Annotated in this window: 14 protein-coding genes; 11 read left to right on the top strand and 3 right to left on the bottom strand. The window is 69.5% G+C overall.

Annotated features, from left to right (window positions below; translation table 11 throughout):
- Positions 1-80: 80 nt before the first annotated feature.
- A complete protein-coding gene (locus FFS49_RS20940; RefSeq protein WP_105817810.1) occupies positions 81-1,874 on the top strand; it encodes an adenosylcobalamin-dependent ribonucleoside-diphosphate reductase in 1,794 nt (597 codons plus the stop codon).
- A gap of 30 nt (positions 1,875-1,904) precedes the next feature.
- Here FFS49_RS20940 and ftsH read toward each other — a convergent pair whose 3' ends face one another.
- Genes ftsH through FFS49_RS20925 form a run of 3 tightly spaced genes read right to left on the bottom strand, consistent with a single transcriptional unit; the run spans position 1,905 to position 5,047 of the window.
- The gene (gene ftsH / locus FFS49_RS20935) at positions 1,905-3,818 is read right to left on the bottom strand and encodes an ATP-dependent zinc metalloprotease FtsH (RefSeq protein ID WP_105817809.1); all 1,914 of its coding nucleotides are present in this window, start codon (positions 3,816-3,818) and stop codon (positions 1,905-1,907) included.
- 33 nt (positions 3,819-3,851) lie between these two features.
- Positions 3,852-4,361, bottom strand: a complete 510-nt coding sequence (locus FFS49_RS20930; RefSeq protein ID WP_039353387.1) for a BCAM0308 family protein — start codon at positions 4,359-4,361, stop codon at positions 3,852-3,854.
- A gap of 38 nt (positions 4,362-4,399) precedes the next feature.
- Positions 4,400-5,047 (bottom strand): BON domain-containing protein, encoded by a 648-nt coding sequence (locus FFS49_RS20925; RefSeq protein ID WP_039353390.1) that lies wholly within the window; start codon positions 5,045-5,047, stop codon positions 4,400-4,402.
- Between the two features lie 278 nt (positions 5,048-5,325).
- Here FFS49_RS20925 and FFS49_RS20920 point away from each other — a divergent pair, with 278 nt between their 5' ends.
- The 10 genes from FFS49_RS20920 (at position 5,326) to FFS49_RS20875 (ending at position 17,013) form a co-directional block, all read left to right on the top strand.
- Positions 5,326-5,514 carry a DUF2964 family protein gene (locus tag FFS49_RS20920; RefSeq protein WP_105817870.1) on the top strand — a complete coding sequence of 63 codons (189 nt, stop codon included), beginning with the start codon at positions 5,326-5,328 and terminating at the stop codon, positions 5,512-5,514.
- Between the two features lie 208 nt (positions 5,515-5,722).
- Positions 5,723-7,231, top strand: coding sequence for an efflux transporter outer membrane subunit (locus FFS49_RS20915; RefSeq protein WP_137909829.1), 1,509 nt, complete (start codon positions 5,723-5,725; stop codon positions 7,229-7,231).
- Entirely contained in the window at positions 7,228-8,301 is a 1,074-nt protein-coding gene (locus FFS49_RS20910) for an HlyD family efflux transporter periplasmic adaptor subunit (protein ID WP_039353395.1), read from the top strand. Before FFS49_RS20915 ends, FFS49_RS20910 begins: the two co-directional genes overlap by 4 nt.
- Positions 8,298-11,132 carry a ribosome-associated ATPase/putative transporter RbbA gene (gene rbbA, locus FFS49_RS20905; RefSeq protein ID WP_105815665.1) on the top strand — a complete coding sequence of 945 codons (2,835 nt, stop codon included), beginning with the start codon at positions 8,298-8,300 and terminating at the stop codon, positions 11,130-11,132. The genes FFS49_RS20910 and rbbA overlap by 4 nt, the downstream gene beginning before the upstream one ends.
- Before the next feature lie 2 nt (positions 11,133-11,134).
- Positions 11,135-12,259 carry an ABC transporter permease gene (locus FFS49_RS20900; protein WP_046546583.1) on the top strand — a complete coding sequence of 375 codons (1,125 nt, stop codon included), beginning with the start codon at positions 11,135-11,137 and terminating at the stop codon, positions 12,257-12,259.
- A gap of 164 nt (positions 12,260-12,423) precedes the next feature.
- Complete coding sequence (locus tag FFS49_RS20895) at positions 12,424-12,612, top strand: DUF2964 family protein (protein WP_105815664.1); 189 nt, start codon at positions 12,424-12,426, stop codon at positions 12,610-12,612.
- Between the two features lie 28 nt (positions 12,613-12,640).
- Complete coding sequence (locus tag FFS49_RS20890) at positions 12,641-13,777, top strand: ABC transporter permease (RefSeq protein WP_105815663.1); 1,137 nt, start codon at positions 12,641-12,643, stop codon at positions 13,775-13,777.
- Positions 13,774-14,478 (top strand): ABC transporter ATP-binding protein, encoded by a 705-nt coding sequence (locus FFS49_RS20885; protein ID WP_171026810.1) that lies wholly within the window; start codon positions 13,774-13,776, stop codon positions 14,476-14,478. The genes FFS49_RS20890 and FFS49_RS20885 overlap by 4 nt, the downstream gene beginning before the upstream one ends.
- Positions 14,475-15,560, top strand: a complete 1,086-nt coding sequence (locus FFS49_RS20880) for a biotin/lipoyl-binding protein (protein ID WP_047852873.1) — start codon at positions 14,475-14,477, stop codon at positions 15,558-15,560. The genes FFS49_RS20885 and FFS49_RS20880 overlap by 4 nt, the downstream gene beginning before the upstream one ends.
- A 25-nt stretch (positions 15,561-15,585) precedes the next feature.
- Entirely contained in the window at positions 15,586-17,013 is a 1,428-nt protein-coding gene (locus FFS49_RS20875) for an efflux transporter outer membrane subunit (protein WP_224755887.1), read from the top strand.

Here is a 17,013-nt window from a genome sequence, read left to right as displayed (position 1 = left end):
ACAGCACCGGATTGCGCTCGATCAACGACGCGGGCGGCCAGGCCCTTACATTAGGTCATCCGTCGTCGCCGAGCCCCGCCATGGACGAGCAGCCGCTTTGCACCACCGTGTTCGCCGAACGCTATGCGCAGCCCGGCGAAACGTCGCGCGCGGCCGTGTTCCAGCGTGTCGCCCGTGCACTGTCGCTCGCCGAGCCGCCCGCGCTGCGCGCCCGGGCCGAGCGCACGTTCTTCCAGAACCTGCAGCGCGGCGCGATCGGCGCCGGCCGCATCATGGCGAATGCCGGCGCGACGACGGGCGGCACGATGGTCAACTGCTTCGTCCATCCGCTCGCGGTTCCGGACGACACGCCGCTGCAGGGCGTCGATGCGGCGCTCGCGCAGGCGCTCGACGACGCGCGGCTCACGCTGCTGATGGGCGGCGGAATCGGCTACGACTTCTCGCCGGTGCCGCCCGCCGGCGCGTACGAACGCCGCCTGTCGCCCGAGCGCGGCGTATGCGCGGCAATCGACCGATTCGATGCGATGTGCCGCGCGTTGCCGTTCACCGGCCCGCGTCGCGGCGCGCAGATGGGCGTGCTGCGCTGCGATCATCCGGACCTGCTTGCGTTCGTCACGGCCAAGCACGGGCGGGCGCGCTGGCCGACCTTCAACCTGTCCGTCGGCATCACGGACGCGTTCATGGAAGCAGTCGCGCACGACCTGCCGTGGGCGCTCGTCCATCACGCACCGCGCCATGCAGCCGCCATCGCGTCGCCCCGGCGGCCGGACGGGCGCTACCTTCATGCGACGGTTCCCGCCCGCAAGGTGTGGCAGGCGATCGTCAACGCCGCACGCGACAGTGCCGAACCCGGGCTGCTGTTCCTCGACACGATCCGCGACGCGAATCCGCTGCGCGAGCACGAACGGATCGACGCGACGAACCCGTGCGGCGAGCAGCCGCTGCCGCCCTACGGCAGCTGCGTGCTGGGGCCGGTCGACCTGTCGCGGTTCGTGCACCATCCGTTCGGCATCGACGGCGAGCCGCGCTTCGATTTCGCGGCGCTCGCCGACGCGGTGCACATCCAGGTTCGCCTGCTCGACGATGTGCTCGACCTCACCGCATGGCCGCTCGCCGCGCATGCACGCGAAGCGCATCGGACGAGGCGCATCGGGGTGGGCGTGACGGGCCTGGGCGACGCGCTGACGATGCTGCGGCTGCGCTACGACAGCGTCGAGGCGCGCGCATGTGCGCGCAGCATCGCGCTGACGATGCGCGAGCATGCGTTTGCCGCGTCGGCCGCGCTGGCCGCCGAGCGCGGCGCGTTTCCCGCGTACGATCCGGCCGCTTACCTGACCGGCCCCGCCTACCGCATGCGGCTGCCGCTGAAGGTGCATCACGCGATCCAGCGGCACGGGCTGCGCAACAGCCATCTGTTGTCGTTCGCGCCGGCCGGCAGCGTGAGTCTCGCGTTCTGCGACAACTGTTCGAACGGCATCGAACCGGCCGTCGGCTGGACCCAGCGCCGGATGGTTCGAACGGCAGACGGCCAGGTGCGCGCGTTCCGGGTGCAGAACCATGCGTACCGGCTGTTTCGCGCACTGCATGGCGACCGCGTCGCGCTGCCGGACTATTTCGCCACCGCGGCCGAGATCGCACCGATCGATCATGTCGCGATGCTCGCGGTGCTTCAGCCCTGCGTCGACGCCGGCATCTCGAAGACCGTGACGATGGACAGCCAGTGTTCGCTCGCGCAGGTCGACGCGCTGTTCTTCGCGGCATGGCGCGACCGGCTCAAGGGCATCACGGTGTTCCGGCCCGATCCGCGGCTCGCGTCGGTCGTCACCGACGATACGGCGCAACGACGCGACGGCGCGGTCTGCATCGGCTGTTGAGCGGACTGACCGACGGTGGCCGCCAGCCGGTCAGGCCGACGTGTCCGTGGCCGTGGCAGGCTCCGCATCGGCGTGCGCCGGCCCGGGCAGGCCGATGCCGTCGTCCGGTGGCGTAATGAGCGCCACCAGTGTGTCGTGATCGATCGTTTCGTGCTGCAGCAGGCACCGCGCGATCCGTTCGAGCGCGTCGCGATGCTCGCCGAGCGTCGCCGTGACCCGCACGTGCGCGTCTTCGAGCAGCGCGCGCACCTCCTCGTCGATCAACTGCGCGGTGTGTTCGCTGCACCGGCCGTCGCCCGGCGTCCACACGCCGGGCGAACCGCCCTGCGGGGTCGCGTCGTCGAGCGTCGCGAGACCGAGCTTCTCGCTCATCCCGTACTGCATGACCATGTGGCGCGCCAGCGCGGTCGCACGTTCCAGATCGTTCTGCGCGCCGGTCGACACGTCGCCGAACGCGATCTCCTCGGCTACCCGGCCGCCGAGCAGCACGTCGAGCCGGTCGAGCAGCTCGCTCTTGCGCAGCACGTAGCGATCCTCGGTCGGCACCTGCTGCGTGTAGCCGAGCGCCGCGATGCCGCGCGGGATGATCGACACCTTCTTCACCGGATCGCAATGCACACGGCTTTGCGCGACGAGCGCGTGCCCGGCCTCGTGGTACGCGATGGTCCGCTTTTCCTCGTCGTTCATCACGCGGCTCTTGCGCTCCATGCCCGTCATCGCGCGGTCGATCGCTTCGTCGAAATCGGCCATGCCGATCGCCGGCTTGCCAAGTTCGGCCGCGTGCAGCGCGGCCTCGTTGACGACGTTCGCGAGATCCGCGCCGACGAAGCCCGGCGTGCGCTGCGCCAGCTCGGCCAGGTCGACTTCCGGGGCCAGCTTCACGCGCTTCGTGTGCACGGCCAGGATCTGCTTGCGGCCGGTCAGGTCGGGCCGGTCGATCGCGATGTGGCGGTCGAAGCGCCCGGGCCGCAGCAGCGCAGGGTCGAGGATCTCGGGCCGGTTCGTCGCGGCCATGATGATCACGCCCGAATTGGCCTGGAAGCCGTCCATCTCGACGAGCAGCTGGTTGAGCGTCTGCTCGCGCTCGTCGTTGCCGGACATCAGGCCGACGCCGCGCGCCTTGCCGAGCGCATCGAGTTCGTCGATGAACACGATGCAGGGCGCCTTCTGCTTTGCCTGCTCGAACAGGTCACGCACGCGTGCCGCGCCGACGCCGACGAACATCTCGACGAACGCCGAGCCGCTGATCGTGAAGAACGGCACGGCCGCCTCGCCGGCCACCGCGCGCGCGAGCAGCGTCTTGCCGGTGCCGGGCGCGCCGACGATCAGCACGCCTTTCGGGATCTTGCCGCCGAGCCGCTGGTAGCGTTCAGGATTGCGCAGGAACGCAACGATCTGCTGCAGCTCGGCCTTCGCCTCGTCTATGCCGGCGATGTCGTCGAACGTGATGCCGGTTTCCTGCTGCACGTACACGCGTGCCTGGCTCTTGCCCATGCCGCTCAGGTCACGGACCCCGCCCGGCCGGCGCATCATGAAGCTCCAGAACGTGACGAGGACGATCACCGGCAATATCCATCCGGCAAGCGTTTCGAGCCAGCCCGAATCCGGCGCGCCGCGATAGCGGATGCCGGCGGTCGTGAGTTCGGCGACGAGACGATCGTCAGCGACCCGGTTGGTCGTGAAGCGCCACGGCGGCCCTGCCTTTTTCACGGCGGCCGCGTCGGAGGCCGGCAGGTTCGCACCGGCCTGCGGCATGCGCAGCACGCCCGAAATCGACGACGGGCCGATGTCGAGATCGTCGACGAGCCGCGCGTCGACCAGGCGGTGAAAGTCGCTGTACGAGATCGACGTCGTGGCCGGCTGGGCCATCAGCAGCTGATACGCCACCAGCACGGCAAATACGAACGGGATCAGCAGTCCGGAGTAATCGAGTGTTTTTTTCATCGCATCGGGCCCGTTTGCCGGACACACCGCCGTTCATGCATCGTCGCGCGTCCATTGCGCGCGCAGCATGTCCTCGCCATCGCGATAGTTGAGCGCGAGATCGCCGTGATGCGCATGCAGCAATGCTTCCCCCAGCCTTCGCACCATGTGCACGCCCGTCGTGCGGACGACGAGCGTATCGCCGGATTGCTCGATTTCCATGATGCGTTCGAGCGCGTGCTCGCTCGTCTCCAGATCGGCCTGGCGCTCGAGCAGGTCGAGAATCGTCGCCCGGTGCGCGCGCAGGTACGCGCCGTGCAACGCCAGCTCGCCCGCCGGCAGGTTTTCTCGCATGCGCCTGCAGGCCGGGCATTCGAGCTGGCGCCGGTCGAGCGGTGTCGCGTACCACGTCCAGCGGCCCGCGTCGCAGACGGCGCCGCAGCCTTCGCAGATCCGGTCGCCCTTCGGCCGCTTCGGATCGCGGTAACTGTCCTTCGTATGCGGTTGCATGCGCTGGTCGCGGCGCAGAGGGGTTCGGCCGGGGCCTGAATTCGAACGGTTCATGGCTGCTTCTCCTTGCAGTAGACAGCATGGGCCGGCCGTCAGCCGACGGTGAGCCGGTCGACGACCTCGCGGACACCTCTCACCGACCCGGCCGCGCCGCACGCGGCGCGCCTTTCGGCAAGCGACGCGACCTTGCCCGTCAGCGTGATGACGCCGTCGACCGCGTCGATCGCAATGCCTGCGGATTCGCGCTGCGCGCGACGCGCCAGCGCTTCGGCGATCCGCATGCCGACGTCCGGCACCGTGTGGTCCGTGCGCACCCGGATCCGGTTCGCGACGCCGACGACGCCGATCATCCGGCTGACCATCTTTTCCGCCGCGCGGCTCTGGTATGCATGATCGACTTCGCCGTCGAGCGTCACGCAACCGTGGTCGACCTCGACGCGAATCTTGTGATCGCGCAGCGCCTCCTGCCAGCCGAGCGCGAACGTGATGGCGATTGCCAGCTCCTGATCCGCGCACGCGTTTTCCGGCGGTGTGACGTTCAGTTCGAGCACGAGCGCACGCGCATCCTCGACGTGCAGCGCCGTTTTCTGCGCCTCGAGCTTCTGGGCCCAGCTGTCGACCGAGCCGCGCAACGTGACGATCCGGTCGCGTACGTCGACGTCGATCCGCCGCGCGTCGATCGCCGGATTCCAGAACAGCGCCTGCTCGACGTCCTGCTTGAGTGCTGCATCGGACTTCATTTCCGTCTCCCGTTGGGCCGCACCGGTCGTGACATTCGCGATCGGCGATCGGGCCGCACCGGATTCAGCATCGCGCACGCCGGCGCCGGCGGGTTGACGAGGATCAATCAACGGCGTGCCGGCGGCCGTGGCCGCCGGTGCGCGAATGCCGGATTCGTCCGTTGATACAGATCAACCGTGCGGCAAAGCGCCACGCGATCATGACGCCAGACACCGCGAAACCCGCGCCGACCCGCGCGTTTCGCATCCGCACGACAGCCACGCCGCAGGAGACCGTCATGAACCGCAGGCAATACCGCATCGCGCTCGCGACGCTCAGCGTGTTCATCGCGCTCGCATCGCTGGCCGGCATCATTCACGGGATGCTGTTCGACGAGCGGGTTTTCAGATACTCGATCGTCACGCTGATCCTGAGCATCATCTCGTTCGTCGTACTGCTGAACCTCGCCCCGAGCGACCGGCCGTGACGCGCACGATCGCGTCGGGCCCGGCACAACCCGCCGGCCCGGGGCCATTTTCCGGCGCGCCTGTCAACCGAAGCACCGCTCGAAACGCATTCCCGCCGAAGTGATTCAGATCAAGGGTAGGAGCGTCATTCGTCGGATATAAGTGAACCCGAAGCGGCGCCGCCACGTGGCGGCGCCCCCCGCGTTTCCGTATTCGCCGAGGCATTCCATGCGCGCCATCGCGCCTCCCGTCGTCTTCCGCAAAGCAGCGTCCCGATCCGCGCGTTTCGTTGCGCTCGCAACGGGTATCGGCCTGCTGTCCGGATGCCTGTCGCTCGCACCGCCGGACCAGCGCCCCGCAGCGCCGATCCCGGCCGCCTTTCCGGATCCGTCGGCCGGCGCCCCGCCCGCCGCTGCGGCCGCCGTTGCGCCGGTGCCCGCGTGGCAGGACTACTTCGTCGATGCGCGCCTTCGGGCGCTGATCGCGCAGGCGCTGGCCAACAACCGCGACCTGCGCGCGGCCGTTGCGCGCGTCGAACAGGCCCGCGCCGCCTACGGCATCCGCCGCGCGGACCAGTGGCCGACGATCGGTGCCGGCGCGGCCTACGCGCGGTTTCGCGCGCCGGGCGGGTTCCTCACGCCCGCCCCGTTCATCGGGCAAGTCTACGACGTCCAGCTGGCCGAAACGCAATGGGAACTGGATTTCTGGGGCCGCGTGCGCAGCCTGAAGGACGCGGCGCTGCAGCGCTATCTCGCGAGCGACGCGGCCCGGCGTGCCGCGACGCTGAGCGTGATCACGTCGGTCGCCAACGCGTATCTGACCCTGTGCGAATACGACGAGCGCATCGCGCTGACCCGCGCGACGATCGACACGCGCCGCGAGTCGCTGCGGATTTTCCGGCTTCGCCAGGCGGCCGGCGCGATCTCCCGCCTCGACCTGACGCAGGCCGAGATCCTGCTGCAGCAGGCGGAATCGCTCGGCGCCCAGTTGCAACAGGCGCGCGCGTCGGCGGCCGATGCGCTGGCCCTGCTGGTCGGCGCGCCGCCGGACCTGGCCGGTACGCCGCTCGTGCTCGACGACGGCGCCGTCGCGCCGTCGCTCGCGCCCGGCCTGCCGTCGTCGCTGCTCGCCCGGCGGCCGGACGTGATCGCGGCCGAGCACGCGCTGCAGGCAGCCCGCGCGAACATCGGCGCGGCGCGCGCCGCCTTTTTCCCGCGCATCGCGCTGACGAGCTCGATCGGCTCGGGCAGCAGCGCGCTGCATGACCTCCTGACATCCAGCACCGGCGTCTGGTCGGTGATCCCGAACGTGACGCTGCCGCTGATCGACGGTGGCCGCAACCGCTCGAATCTCGCGCTGGCGCACGCGCAGCGCGACGAAGCGCTCGCGCAGTACGAGCGGACGATCCAGAGCGCGTTTCGCGACGTGTCCGACGCGCTCGCGTCGCGCTACTGGCTGGCCGACGAGGTGCGCATCGAGCGCGCGACGCTGGATTCACAGGCCGAACGGGCGCGCCTCGCGAAGCTGCGCTACGACAGCGGCGCGACCCGGTTCCTCGAGGTGCTCGACGCGCAGCGCGACCTGATGAACGCGGAGCAGCAATGGGTGATGACGCGTCGCGCACTGCTGTCGAGCCGCGTCGCGCTCTATGGCGCGCTCGGCGGCGCCACGCAGGACAGCGACGCGGCCGCCGCGCCACCGAACAACGCATCGACGAATCCGGATTCCCCACGATGAAAATCCTCAAGCGCCCTCTTCTGATCGGGGCAGGCGTCGCCGTGCTCGCGATCGCCATCACGTACTACGGATGGACGCGCTGGCGTGATGGCCAGGCCGATGCCGGCCTCGTGAGCGGCAACGGCCGTATCGAAGCGACCGAGATCGACGTCGCGACCAAGCTGCCGGGGCGTGTCACCGCGATGCTCGTCGACGAAGGCGACTTCGTGACCGCCGGCCAGCCGCTCGCGCGCATGGACGTGGTCGTCCTGCAGGCGCAGCTCGACGAAGCGCGCGCCCGGGAGCAGCAGGCGGTAAACACGGCCGCGAGCATCGACGCGCAGGTCGCGCAGCGGCGCAGCGACAAGGCGGCGGCCGAGGCCGTCGTCGTCCAGCGGGAAAGCGAACTGGATGCGGCGACGCGGCGGCTCGCCCGTTCCGAGACGCTGTCGCGCGACGGCGCATCGTCGATGCAGGAGCTCGACGACGACCGCGCGCGCGCCGGCAGCCTGCGGGCGACCGTGAATGCGGCACGCGCGCAGGTCCAGGCCGCGCAGGCCGCCATCGACGCGACCCGCGCGCAGCTCGTCGCCGCGCGCTCCGCCGTGACGGCCGCGCAGGCAACGGTCGCGCGCGTGCAGGCCGACATCTCGGACAGCGCCCTGACATCGCCGCGCGACGGGCGCGTGCAGTATCGCGTGGCCGAATCGGGCGAAGTGCTGCCGGCCGGCGGCAAGGTGCTCAACGTGGTCGACCTGTCGGATGTCTACATGACGTTCTTCCTGCCCGAGACGGTGGTCGGCCGGGTGCCGCTCGGCGCCGACGTGCGGATCGTGCTCGACGCGGCGCCGGAGTACGTGATTCCGGCCCGCGTGTCATATGTGTCGAGCACCGCGCAGTTCACGCCGAAGACGGTCGAGACGGCCACCGAACGGCAGAAGCTGATGTTCCGCGTGAAGGCGCGCATCGACCGCGACCTGCTGCAGCGCCATCTGAAGCTCGTCAAGACCGGGCTGCCGGGTGTGGCGTGGCTCAAGACCGATCCGCACGCCGCGTGGCCCGCGCGCCTCGCGATCAAGGTTCCCCAATGAAGTCGACGCTCCCGGCCGACCCCGCCGCCGGCGCGACCGAGGGGCCGCCGGTTCCCGAGCCCGTCGCGCGGCTGTCCGGCGTCTCGCTGCGCTACGGCGGCAAGGCCGCGCTCGACGACGTGACGCTCGACATCCCGGCCGGCCGCATGGTCGGGCTGATCGGGCCGGACGGCGTCGGCAAGTCGAGCCTGCTCGCGCTCATTTCCGGCGCACGCGCGATCCAGCAGGGGCGCGTGTGGACCCTCGGCGGCGACCTGTCGTCGCGCCGTCATCGTGCGCGCGTCTGCCGGCGCATCGCCTACATGCCGCAAGGGCTGGGCCGGAACCTGTACGCGACGCTGTCCGTCGAGGAAAACCTGCAGTTCTTCGCCAGGCTGTTCGGCCACGACGCGGCGGAGCGGCGCCGGCGGATCGACGCGCTCACGCACAGCACCGGCCTGCACCCGTTCCTGGACCGGCCCGCCGGCAAACTGTCCGGCGGGATGAAGCAGAAGCTCGGCCTGTGCTGCGCGCTGATCCACGATCCGGACCTGCTGATCCTCGACGAACCGACGACCGGCGTCGATCCGCTGTCGCGCGCCCAGTTCTGGGAGCTGATCGGGCGCATTCGCGCCGCGCGGCCGGCGATGAGCGTGCTGGTGGCCACCGCGTACATGGACGAGGCCCGGCGGTTCGACCGGCTGATCGCGATGGACGCCGGGCGCGTGCTGGCAACCGGCAGCCCGGACGCGCTGCTGGCCCGCACCGGCTGCGGCACGCTCGAGGATGCGTTCGTCGCGTTGCTGCCCGACGCGCAGCGGCGCGGGCACCAGCCGATCCGGATCGCGCCGTTCCAGCCCGATGCCGCCGCCGGCTACGCGATCGAGGCCGACGGGCTGACGATGCGGTTCGGCGATTTCGTCGCGGTCGATCACGTCAGCCTGCAGATCCGTCGCGGCGAGATCTTCGGCTTCCTCGGCTCCAACGGCTGCGGCAAGTCGACGACGATGAAGATGCTCACGGGGCTGCTTCCCGCGTCCGAAGGCACGGCGACGCTGTTCGGCCAGCCGGTCGCGGCGGACGACATCGACACGCGCCGGCGGGTCGGCTACATGTCGCAAGGGTTTTCGCTGTACGGGGAGCTGACCGTGCGGCAGAACCTCGTGCTGCATGCGCGGCTGTTCGGCGTGCCGGAGGCGGACGTGCCGGGTCGGATCGCCGAAATGGCCGAGCGCTTCGGGCTGGCCGGCTCGCTCGACGCATTGCCCGAACGCCTGCCGCTCGGCATGCGGCAGCGGCTGTCCCTCGCGGTGGCGATGGTGCACAAGCCCGAGCTGCTGATCCTCGACGAGCCGACGTCCGGGGTGGACCCGGTCGCGCGGGACGACTTCTGGCGGCTGATGATCGAGCTGGCGCGGCACGATCGCGTGACGATCTTCATTTCGACGCACTTCATGAACGAAGCCGAACGCTGCGATCGCATCTCGCTGATGCACGCGGGCCGCGTGCTCGCCAGCGCCGCGCCGGCAGAGCTCGTGCGCACGCGCGGCGCCGGGTCGCTCGAGGAAGCGTTCATCGCGTACCTGACCGACGCGCAGCAAACGGACAGCCCGCCGGCGGACGAGGCGTCCGACGCGGGCTGGCTGGGCACGCCGCCCGACACCGCCGACACGGCCGAATCCGCCGGCACCACCGGCGCCCGTGCAAACGCCGGCCGCGCGGCCGCATGGTTCAGCCCCGCACGCGCCGGCAGCTACCTGTGGCGCGAACTGCTGGAGCTGCGCCGCGACCCGCTGCGGGCGACGCTGGCGCTGTTCGGGTCGCTCGTGCTGATGTGCGTGATCAGCATCGGCATCAGCCTCGACGTCGACAACCTGACGTTCGCGGTGCTCGACCGCGACCAGTCGATCCTGAGCCAGGACTATGCGCAGAACCTCGGCGGCTCCCGCTACTTCGTGCCGCGCGCCCCGCTCGTGGACGATCGCGATATCGACCGGCGCATGCGCAACGGCCAGTTGTCGCTCGCGATCGAGATTCCGCCCGGCTTCGCCCGCGACGTCGCGCACGGCCGGCACGTCGAGATCGGCGCGTGGATCGACGGCGCGATGCCGATGCGCGCGGAGACGATCCGCGGCTACGTCGCCGGCATGCACGAGAACTGGCTGCGCGACCAGGCGAAGCGCCGGCTCGGCGTGTCGCTCGCGCCGGCCGTCGAGATCGCCGTCCGCTATCGCTACAACCCGGACGTCAGGAGCCTGCCGGCGATGATCCCGGCCATCATGCCGATGCTGCTGCTGATGCTCCCCGCGATGCTGACGGCGCTGGCCGTCGTCCGCGAACGGGAGCTCGGCTCGATCGTCAACCTGTACGTGACGCCCGTCACCCGCGCCGAATTCCTGCTCGGCAAGCAGGCGCCCTACGTGATGCTGGCCATGCTGAACTTCCTGCTGATGGTCGTGCTGGCCGACATCGCGTTCGGCGTGCGGATCAAGGGCAGCTTCTTCACGCTCGCGGCCGCGGTGCTGGTCTTCAACGTGGTGGCCACGGGCATCGGGCTGTTCGCGTCGACGTTCACGCGCAGCCAGATCGCCGCGATCTTCATGACGATCGTCGGCACGCTGATTCCCGTGGTGCAGTTCTCGGGGCTGCTCACGCCGTTGTCGTCGCTGGAAGGCGCCGGCAAGTGGATCGGTACGGTCTACCCGGCCACCTACATGCTCGCGATCAGCCGCGGCGTGTTCAACAAGGCACTCGGCCTGGGCGACCTGTCGTCGCAGTTCTGGCCGCTGCTCGCGGCAGCGCCGGCCATCCTGGTCATGACGGCCGTGCTGCTGCGCAAACAGGAGCGCTGACCATGTCGCGCCTGCTCGTCATTTTCCGGCTCGGGGTCAAGGAGCTGTGGAGCCTCGCCCGCGATCCGATCCTGCTCGTGCTGATCGTCTACACGTTCAGCGCGTCGATCTACGTCGCGGCCACCGCGCGCCCGGAAACGCTGCACAAGGTGCCGATCGCGATCGTCGACGAGGATGCATCGCCGCTGTCCGCACGCATCGTCGCGGCGTTCTTCCCGCCGCAGTTCGCGCCGCCCCCGATCGTCGGCGCGGCCGCGGCCGACCGCGGCCTCGACAACGGCGACTACACGTTCTCGCTCGACATTCCGCCGGATTTCCAGCGCGACGTGCTGGCCGGCCGCCCTGCGACGATCCAGCTCAACGTCGACGCGACCCGCATGACGCAGGCGTTTACCGGCGGCGGCTACGTGCAGCAGATCGTGTCGGGCGAGATCGATGCATTCGTGCGGCGCTATCGCGGCGCATCGTCGCCGCCCGTCGATCTCGCGATGCGGATGCGCTTCAACCCGAATCTCGACGAGGTGTGGTTCGGCGCGCTGATGGAGCTGATCAACAACGTGACGATGCTGTCGATGATCCTCACCGGGGCCGCGCTGATCCGCGAGCGCGAGCACGGCACGATCGAGCATCTGCTCGTGATGCCGGTGACGGCGGCGGAGATCATGCTCGCGAAGGTGTGGTCGATGGGGCTCGTCGTCACGGTGGCGGCCGTCGCGTCGCTGACGCTGGTGGTGGGCGGGGCGCTGCACGTGCCGATTCCGGGCTCCATCCCGCTGTTCGTGGCCGGCATGGCGCTGCACCTGTTCGCGACGACGTCGATGGGCATCTTTCTCGCGACGCTCGTGCGCAGCATGCCGCAGTTCGGGATGCTGCTGGTGCTCGTGCTGCTGCCGCTGCAGTTGCTGTCGGGCGGCCTGACGCCGCGCGAGAGCATGCCGCTCGCCGTGCAGGACATCATGCTGGCCGCGCCGACCACGCATTTCGTCGAACTCGCGCAGCGCATCCTGTACCGGGGCGCCGGCCTCGATGCGGTCTGGATCCAGTTCGTGGTGCTGTTCGCGATCGGTTGCGTGCTGTTCCTGCTGTCGCTGATGCGGTTTCGCAAGACCATCACGCAGATGGCGTGAGCGGCCCGTCGGGCGCCCGGATTCGTCCGTTGATACAGATCAACCGTGCCGGAACCCGGCACGCGATCATGACGTCACGACTTGCGCAATCCGTAGCGGCGGCGATCGCGGCCACGCGGCATCGCGCTCACGGGCGGCCGGCGGCCGCCTCCCTGGAGAACGCCATGATGCGCCTGCCAAACCGGATCGTTGTTGCCACGCTCGGCGTGTTCATCGCACTCGCGTCGCTGCTGGGCGTCGTGCACGCGATGCTGGTCGGCGTGCATGTGCTTCCATATGCAATCGTCGCGCTGGTGGCGGGGAGCGCCGCCTTCGTCGCGCAGCCGGATCCGGCCGCCGGCGAGCATTCATGATGCGCTCGTACCCGGCTCACGCCCCATCATGAACGGCATCCTTCGCCTCGCGTTCAAACTGCTCGTGAACGACAGCGCGAAGTTCACCGCGCTGACCATCGGCATCACGTTCTCGGTGCTGCTGATGATCGAGATGACGTCGCTGTTCGCCGGGATCCTGAACAAGTCGTCGGCGTCCGTGATCAACATCGGCGCGAAGATGTGGGTGATGGACCCTGCCGTGAAGACGATCGCGAACAGCATCGGCATGCCCGACTACGTGCTCGACGCGGTACGCAGCATCGACGGCGTCAAGTATGCGGTGCCGCTCTACTCCGGCGCCGCGCTCGTCAAGCTGCGCTCCGGCACCTACCAGGCGGTGACGATCGTCGGCCTGGACGATGCGAGCCTGCTCGGCCGACCGACGATGCTGCAGGGCCGGATCGAGGACATCTACGCGGAGAACGGCTTCATCGCGATCCGGGATCCCGAGTTTCCGAAGCTCGAGAATCCGGCCGTCGGCACCGATTTCGAGCTGAACGACCATCGCGGCGTGATCGTCGGCATCGCAAAAGTGGCGGCCAGCGGCCTGTTCGGCACGCCCACGCTCTATACGACCTACGCCCGCGCGATCCGCTACATCCCGTCGCCGCGCTTCACGACGTCCTACATCCTCGTCGAGCCGAAGTCGGAGGCGGACATCGCGCACATCAAGGCCGTCGTGACGTCGCTCGGCTATCGCGCTTACACGCGCGACGAATTCATCGCGCAGATCGCACGCTTCTACAAGTACGAGACAGGGCTCGGCACCAACATCATGCTGATGACGATCATCAGCTTCATCATCGGCCTGTCGATCTCCGGCCAGACGTTCTATGCGTTCATCCTCGAAAACCTCGACAAGTTCGGCGCGCTGAAGGCGATCGGCGCGAAAAGCCGCGAGCTGGTCGCGATGATCCTGTTCCAGGCGACGTTCACCGCGCTGACCGGCTACGGCATCGGCGTCGGCCTGTGCGTGCTGATGATCAGTCTCGCGAAGCTGCAGATTCCCGATTACGCGGCGCTCGTCACGTTCGGCAACCTGGCGCTCGCGTTCGGGATGGTGGTGGTGATCGCGACGATCTCGAGCTATCTCGGCGTGCGCCGCGTGCTGCGCATCGAGCCGTTCGACATCTTCCGGGGCTGACGATGGCGAATGTCGCGATCGACGCGCGTGGCGTCACCAAATGGTTCGGCGAAGGCGATGCGCGCACGCAGGCATTGCGCGAAGTGTCGATGCAGGCGAACTTCGGCGAGATGCTGCTGATCGTCGGGCCGTCCGGCAGCGGCAAGACGACGCTGCTCAGCGTGATCTCGGGCATCCTGCGGCCGGAATCGGGCTCGGTGTCGATCGACGGCATCGACCTGTGGGCGCAGCCGAACGACGCGATCGCCGATTTCCGGCTGAACCGGATCGGCTTCGTCTTTCAGGACTACCACCTGTTTCCGAAGCTGACGACGGCCGAGAACGTCGCGATTCCGCTGATCCTCAAGCGCCGGCCGTGGGACGAAGCGCTGCACGAAGCGCTCGGCTATCTCGACGTCGTCGGGCTCGGCAATCGCGCGCAACTGCCGCCCGTCAAGCTGTCCGGCGGCGAGCAGCAGCGCGTGGCGATCGCGCGCGCAATCGTCAGCCAGCCCGACCTGCTGATCCTCGACGAGCCCACCGCGTCGCTCGACGGCGACACGGGCCGCATGATCATCGACTTCGTCAAGCACCAGGTGCTGAACGACACGCGCTGCATCGTGATCGTCACGCACGATGCGCGGATCTTCGAATACGCGGACCGCATCCTGCGGATGGAGGACGGCAAGCTGAACGGCATCGACCGCGGAGGTGCGCGATGAAGCACCGGCTCGTGTTCGTGGCGGCGGTGCTCGGTTTCCTGGCCAGCCTCGTCGCCGCATGGGTGTACAGCCGCCAGGAGCCGCCGCAGCCGCCGGTGTTCAAGCCGGCCGCCAACCCGTACGCGCGCGGCGTCTATGCGAACGGGATCGTCGAGAGCGAGCAGCCGGCCGGCGCGAACGTGAACGTCTACCCGGACGTGACGGGCGCGGTGACACGCATCCTCGTGCACGACGGCGATCCGGTGAAGGCCGGCGATGCGCTGCTGACGATCGACGACTCGGTGCAGCGCGCCACCGCCGCGCAGCTCGCGGCGCAGGCCGACGCGGCCGCCGCGCTGCTCGACGAGCTGAAGGCGCAGCCGCGCCGCGAGGTGCTCGACGTGGCGAGCGCGCAGACGACGGCCGCGCAGGCCAGCCTCAAGCTCGCGCAGGATCAGTACGACAAGCAGCGGCACGCGTACGACATCGACCCGAAGGCCGTGAGCCGCGACGCACTCGATACGGCCGCGAACGCGGTACGTGTCGCGGCGGCCAACCTCGACGTCGTGATGCGGCAGTATCGCCTGACGAAAGCCGGCGCGTGGCGCTACGACGTGCGCAACCAGGAAGCGCAGGCCGTCGCGCTGCGGCGCGCGGCCGACGCGGCCGCCGCGCTGCTGGCCCGCTACACGCTGCGCGCGCCGGCCGACGGCACCGTGCTCGCGATGAACGCGGCCGTCGGCTCGTACCTGACTTCGCAGGGGCTGTACGACACCTACACGCAGGGCAACGCGCCCGTCGCGGTGCTCGGCACGCCGGTCGACCGCCTGCAGGTGCGCTGCTACATCGACGAAATCCTGATCCACCAGCTGCCCGACCTGCACGCGCTGAAGGCGCACATGTTCGTGCGCGGCACGTCGGTCGAAGCCGACCTCCAGTTCGTCCGCGTGCAGCCGTACGTGACGCCGAAGATCGAATTGTCCGACCAGCGCACCGAGCGCGTCGACGTGCGCGTGCTGCCGGTCATTTTCCGTATCGTCCCGAACAAGGCTGTCCGGTTGTTTCCCGGGCAGATCGTCGATGTGTACGTGGCCGGCAAGTAATCGCCTCGTCCACCGGATGTCGCACATGGCGACCGTGCTCGCGGCCGTCGCGTCGCTGGCCGGATGCATGGTCGGTCCCGACTTCAAGCGTCCGCCCGTTCCGCGTGTATCGCGTTTCGTCGCGGCGGACGCCGCCGCCGGCGCGTGGACGGCAGGCGGCCAGGCACAGGCGCTGTCGGCGAGCGAGCCGCTCACGCGCGACTGGTGGACCCGCTTCGGCAGCCACGCGATCGACTCGACCGTCGGCGAGGCACTGACCGGCAGTCCGACGCTCGATCTTGCCGAGGCAACGCTGCGGCGCAGCGAACATGCGCTGCGGGCCGGCGAAGGCATCTTCTTTCCGCAGGCCGATGCGCAGGCCGGCGCGTCGCGCCAGCGTGACACGCCGCTGCGCACCGGGCAGGCGCTGCCGGCATCGATCTTCAACCTGTACACGCTATCCGCGACGGTCAGCTACACGCTCGACCTGTGGGGCGGCGAGCGGCGCCAGATCGAGGCGCTTGCGGCCGATGTCGACGCACGGCGCCAGGCGCTGGCGGGCGCGTACCTGATGCTGACGGCCAACGTCGTCAACACGATGATCGCGCGCGCCGCGTATCGCGACGAAGCCGCGGCCACGCGCGAAATGATCGGCCTGCTCGACGAGCAGATCCGCCTGACGCGCGCGCAGGTCACGGCCGGCGCGGCAGCCTACGTCGCCGTGCTCACGCTGGAATCGCAGCGCGCGTCGCTCGAAGCGACACTGCCCGCGCTCGATCAGAAACGCGCGCAGGCCGACGACCTGCTCGCGCTGCTGGCGGGCCGCTACCCCGTCGACTGGCAGACGCCCGACCTGTCGCTCGAGCGCATCGCGCTGCCGGCGCGCTTGCCGGATACGGCGCCGTCGTCACTGGTGCGCCGCCGGCCGGACATCCTGCAGGCGGAAGCGCAGTTGCACGTGGCCAGCGCGCAAGTCGGCGTCGCGACGGCCGCGCTTTATCCGACGCTCACGCTGTCCGCGTCGGGCGGTTTCGACAGCATCGTCGCCGGCCGGCTGTTCGCGCCGGCCAGCCGTGCATGGAGTGTCGGCGCCGGGCTCACCGCGCCGCTCTTTCACGGCGGCACGCTGCTGAACCAGCGGCGCGCGGCGCAGGACGCGTACGAAGAGGCCGACGCGACCTACCGGCAAGTGGTGCTGTCGGCGTTCTCGCAGGTCGCCGACACGTTGCGCGCGCTCGCAAACGATGCAACGGCACTCGATGCGCAGGCCCGCGCGATGGCCGCGGCCCGCGATGCGCTGACGCTCACGCAGGCCGGCTACGACGCGGGGATTTCGGGTTATGTGCCGTTGCTGGTCGCCGACGTGCAATACCATCAGGCGCGCCTGGCGTGGCTGCAGGCGCTCGCGCAGCGGCTGCAGGACACGGTCGCGTTCTACGTCGCGCTCGGCGGCGGCTGGGGCGACGCGGGCTGA

Origin of the sequence: Burkholderia sp. 4NA327C6 (genome assembly GCF_005502655.1) — a bacterium.
Lineage (GTDB): Bacteria > Pseudomonadota > Gammaproteobacteria > Burkholderiales > Burkholderiaceae > Burkholderia > Burkholderia contaminans.
This window is presented reverse-complemented; position numbering and strand designations above follow the sequence as displayed.

Coding starts and splice junctions, on each gene's coding strand:
- FFS49_RS20940 (WP_105817810.1), top strand. CDS start 81: ATGGACGAGCAGCCGCTTTGCACCACCGTGTTCGCCGAACGCTATGCG.
- ftsH (WP_105817809.1), bottom strand. CDS start 3,818: ATGAAAAAAACACTCGATTACTCCGGACTGCTGATCCCGTTCGTATTT.
- FFS49_RS20930 (WP_039353387.1), bottom strand. CDS start 4,361: ATGAACCGTTCGAATTCAGGCCCCGGCCGAACCCCTCTGCGCCGCGAC.
- FFS49_RS20925 (WP_039353390.1), bottom strand. CDS start 5,047: ATGAAGTCCGATGCAGCACTCAAGCAGGACGTCGAGCAGGCGCTGTTC.
- FFS49_RS20920 (WP_105817870.1), top strand. CDS start 5,326: ATGAACCGCAGGCAATACCGCATCGCGCTCGCGACGCTCAGCGTGTTC.
- FFS49_RS20915 (WP_137909829.1), top strand. CDS start 5,723: ATGCGCGCCATCGCGCCTCCCGTCGTCTTCCGCAAAGCAGCGTCCCGA.
- FFS49_RS20910 (WP_039353395.1), top strand. CDS start 7,228: ATGAAAATCCTCAAGCGCCCTCTTCTGATCGGGGCAGGCGTCGCCGTG.
- rbbA (WP_105815665.1), top strand. CDS start 8,298: ATGAAGTCGACGCTCCCGGCCGACCCCGCCGCCGGCGCGACCGAGGGG.
- FFS49_RS20900 (WP_046546583.1), top strand. CDS start 11,135: ATGTCGCGCCTGCTCGTCATTTTCCGGCTCGGGGTCAAGGAGCTGTGG.
- FFS49_RS20895 (WP_105815664.1), top strand. CDS start 12,424: ATGATGCGCCTGCCAAACCGGATCGTTGTTGCCACGCTCGGCGTGTTC.
- FFS49_RS20890 (WP_105815663.1), top strand. CDS start 12,641: ATGAACGGCATCCTTCGCCTCGCGTTCAAACTGCTCGTGAACGACAGC.
- FFS49_RS20880 (WP_047852873.1), top strand. CDS start 14,475: ATGAAGCACCGGCTCGTGTTCGTGGCGGCGGTGCTCGGTTTCCTGGCC.
- FFS49_RS20875 (WP_224755887.1), top strand. CDS start 15,586: ATGGCGACCGTGCTCGCGGCCGTCGCGTCGCTGGCCGGATGCATGGTC.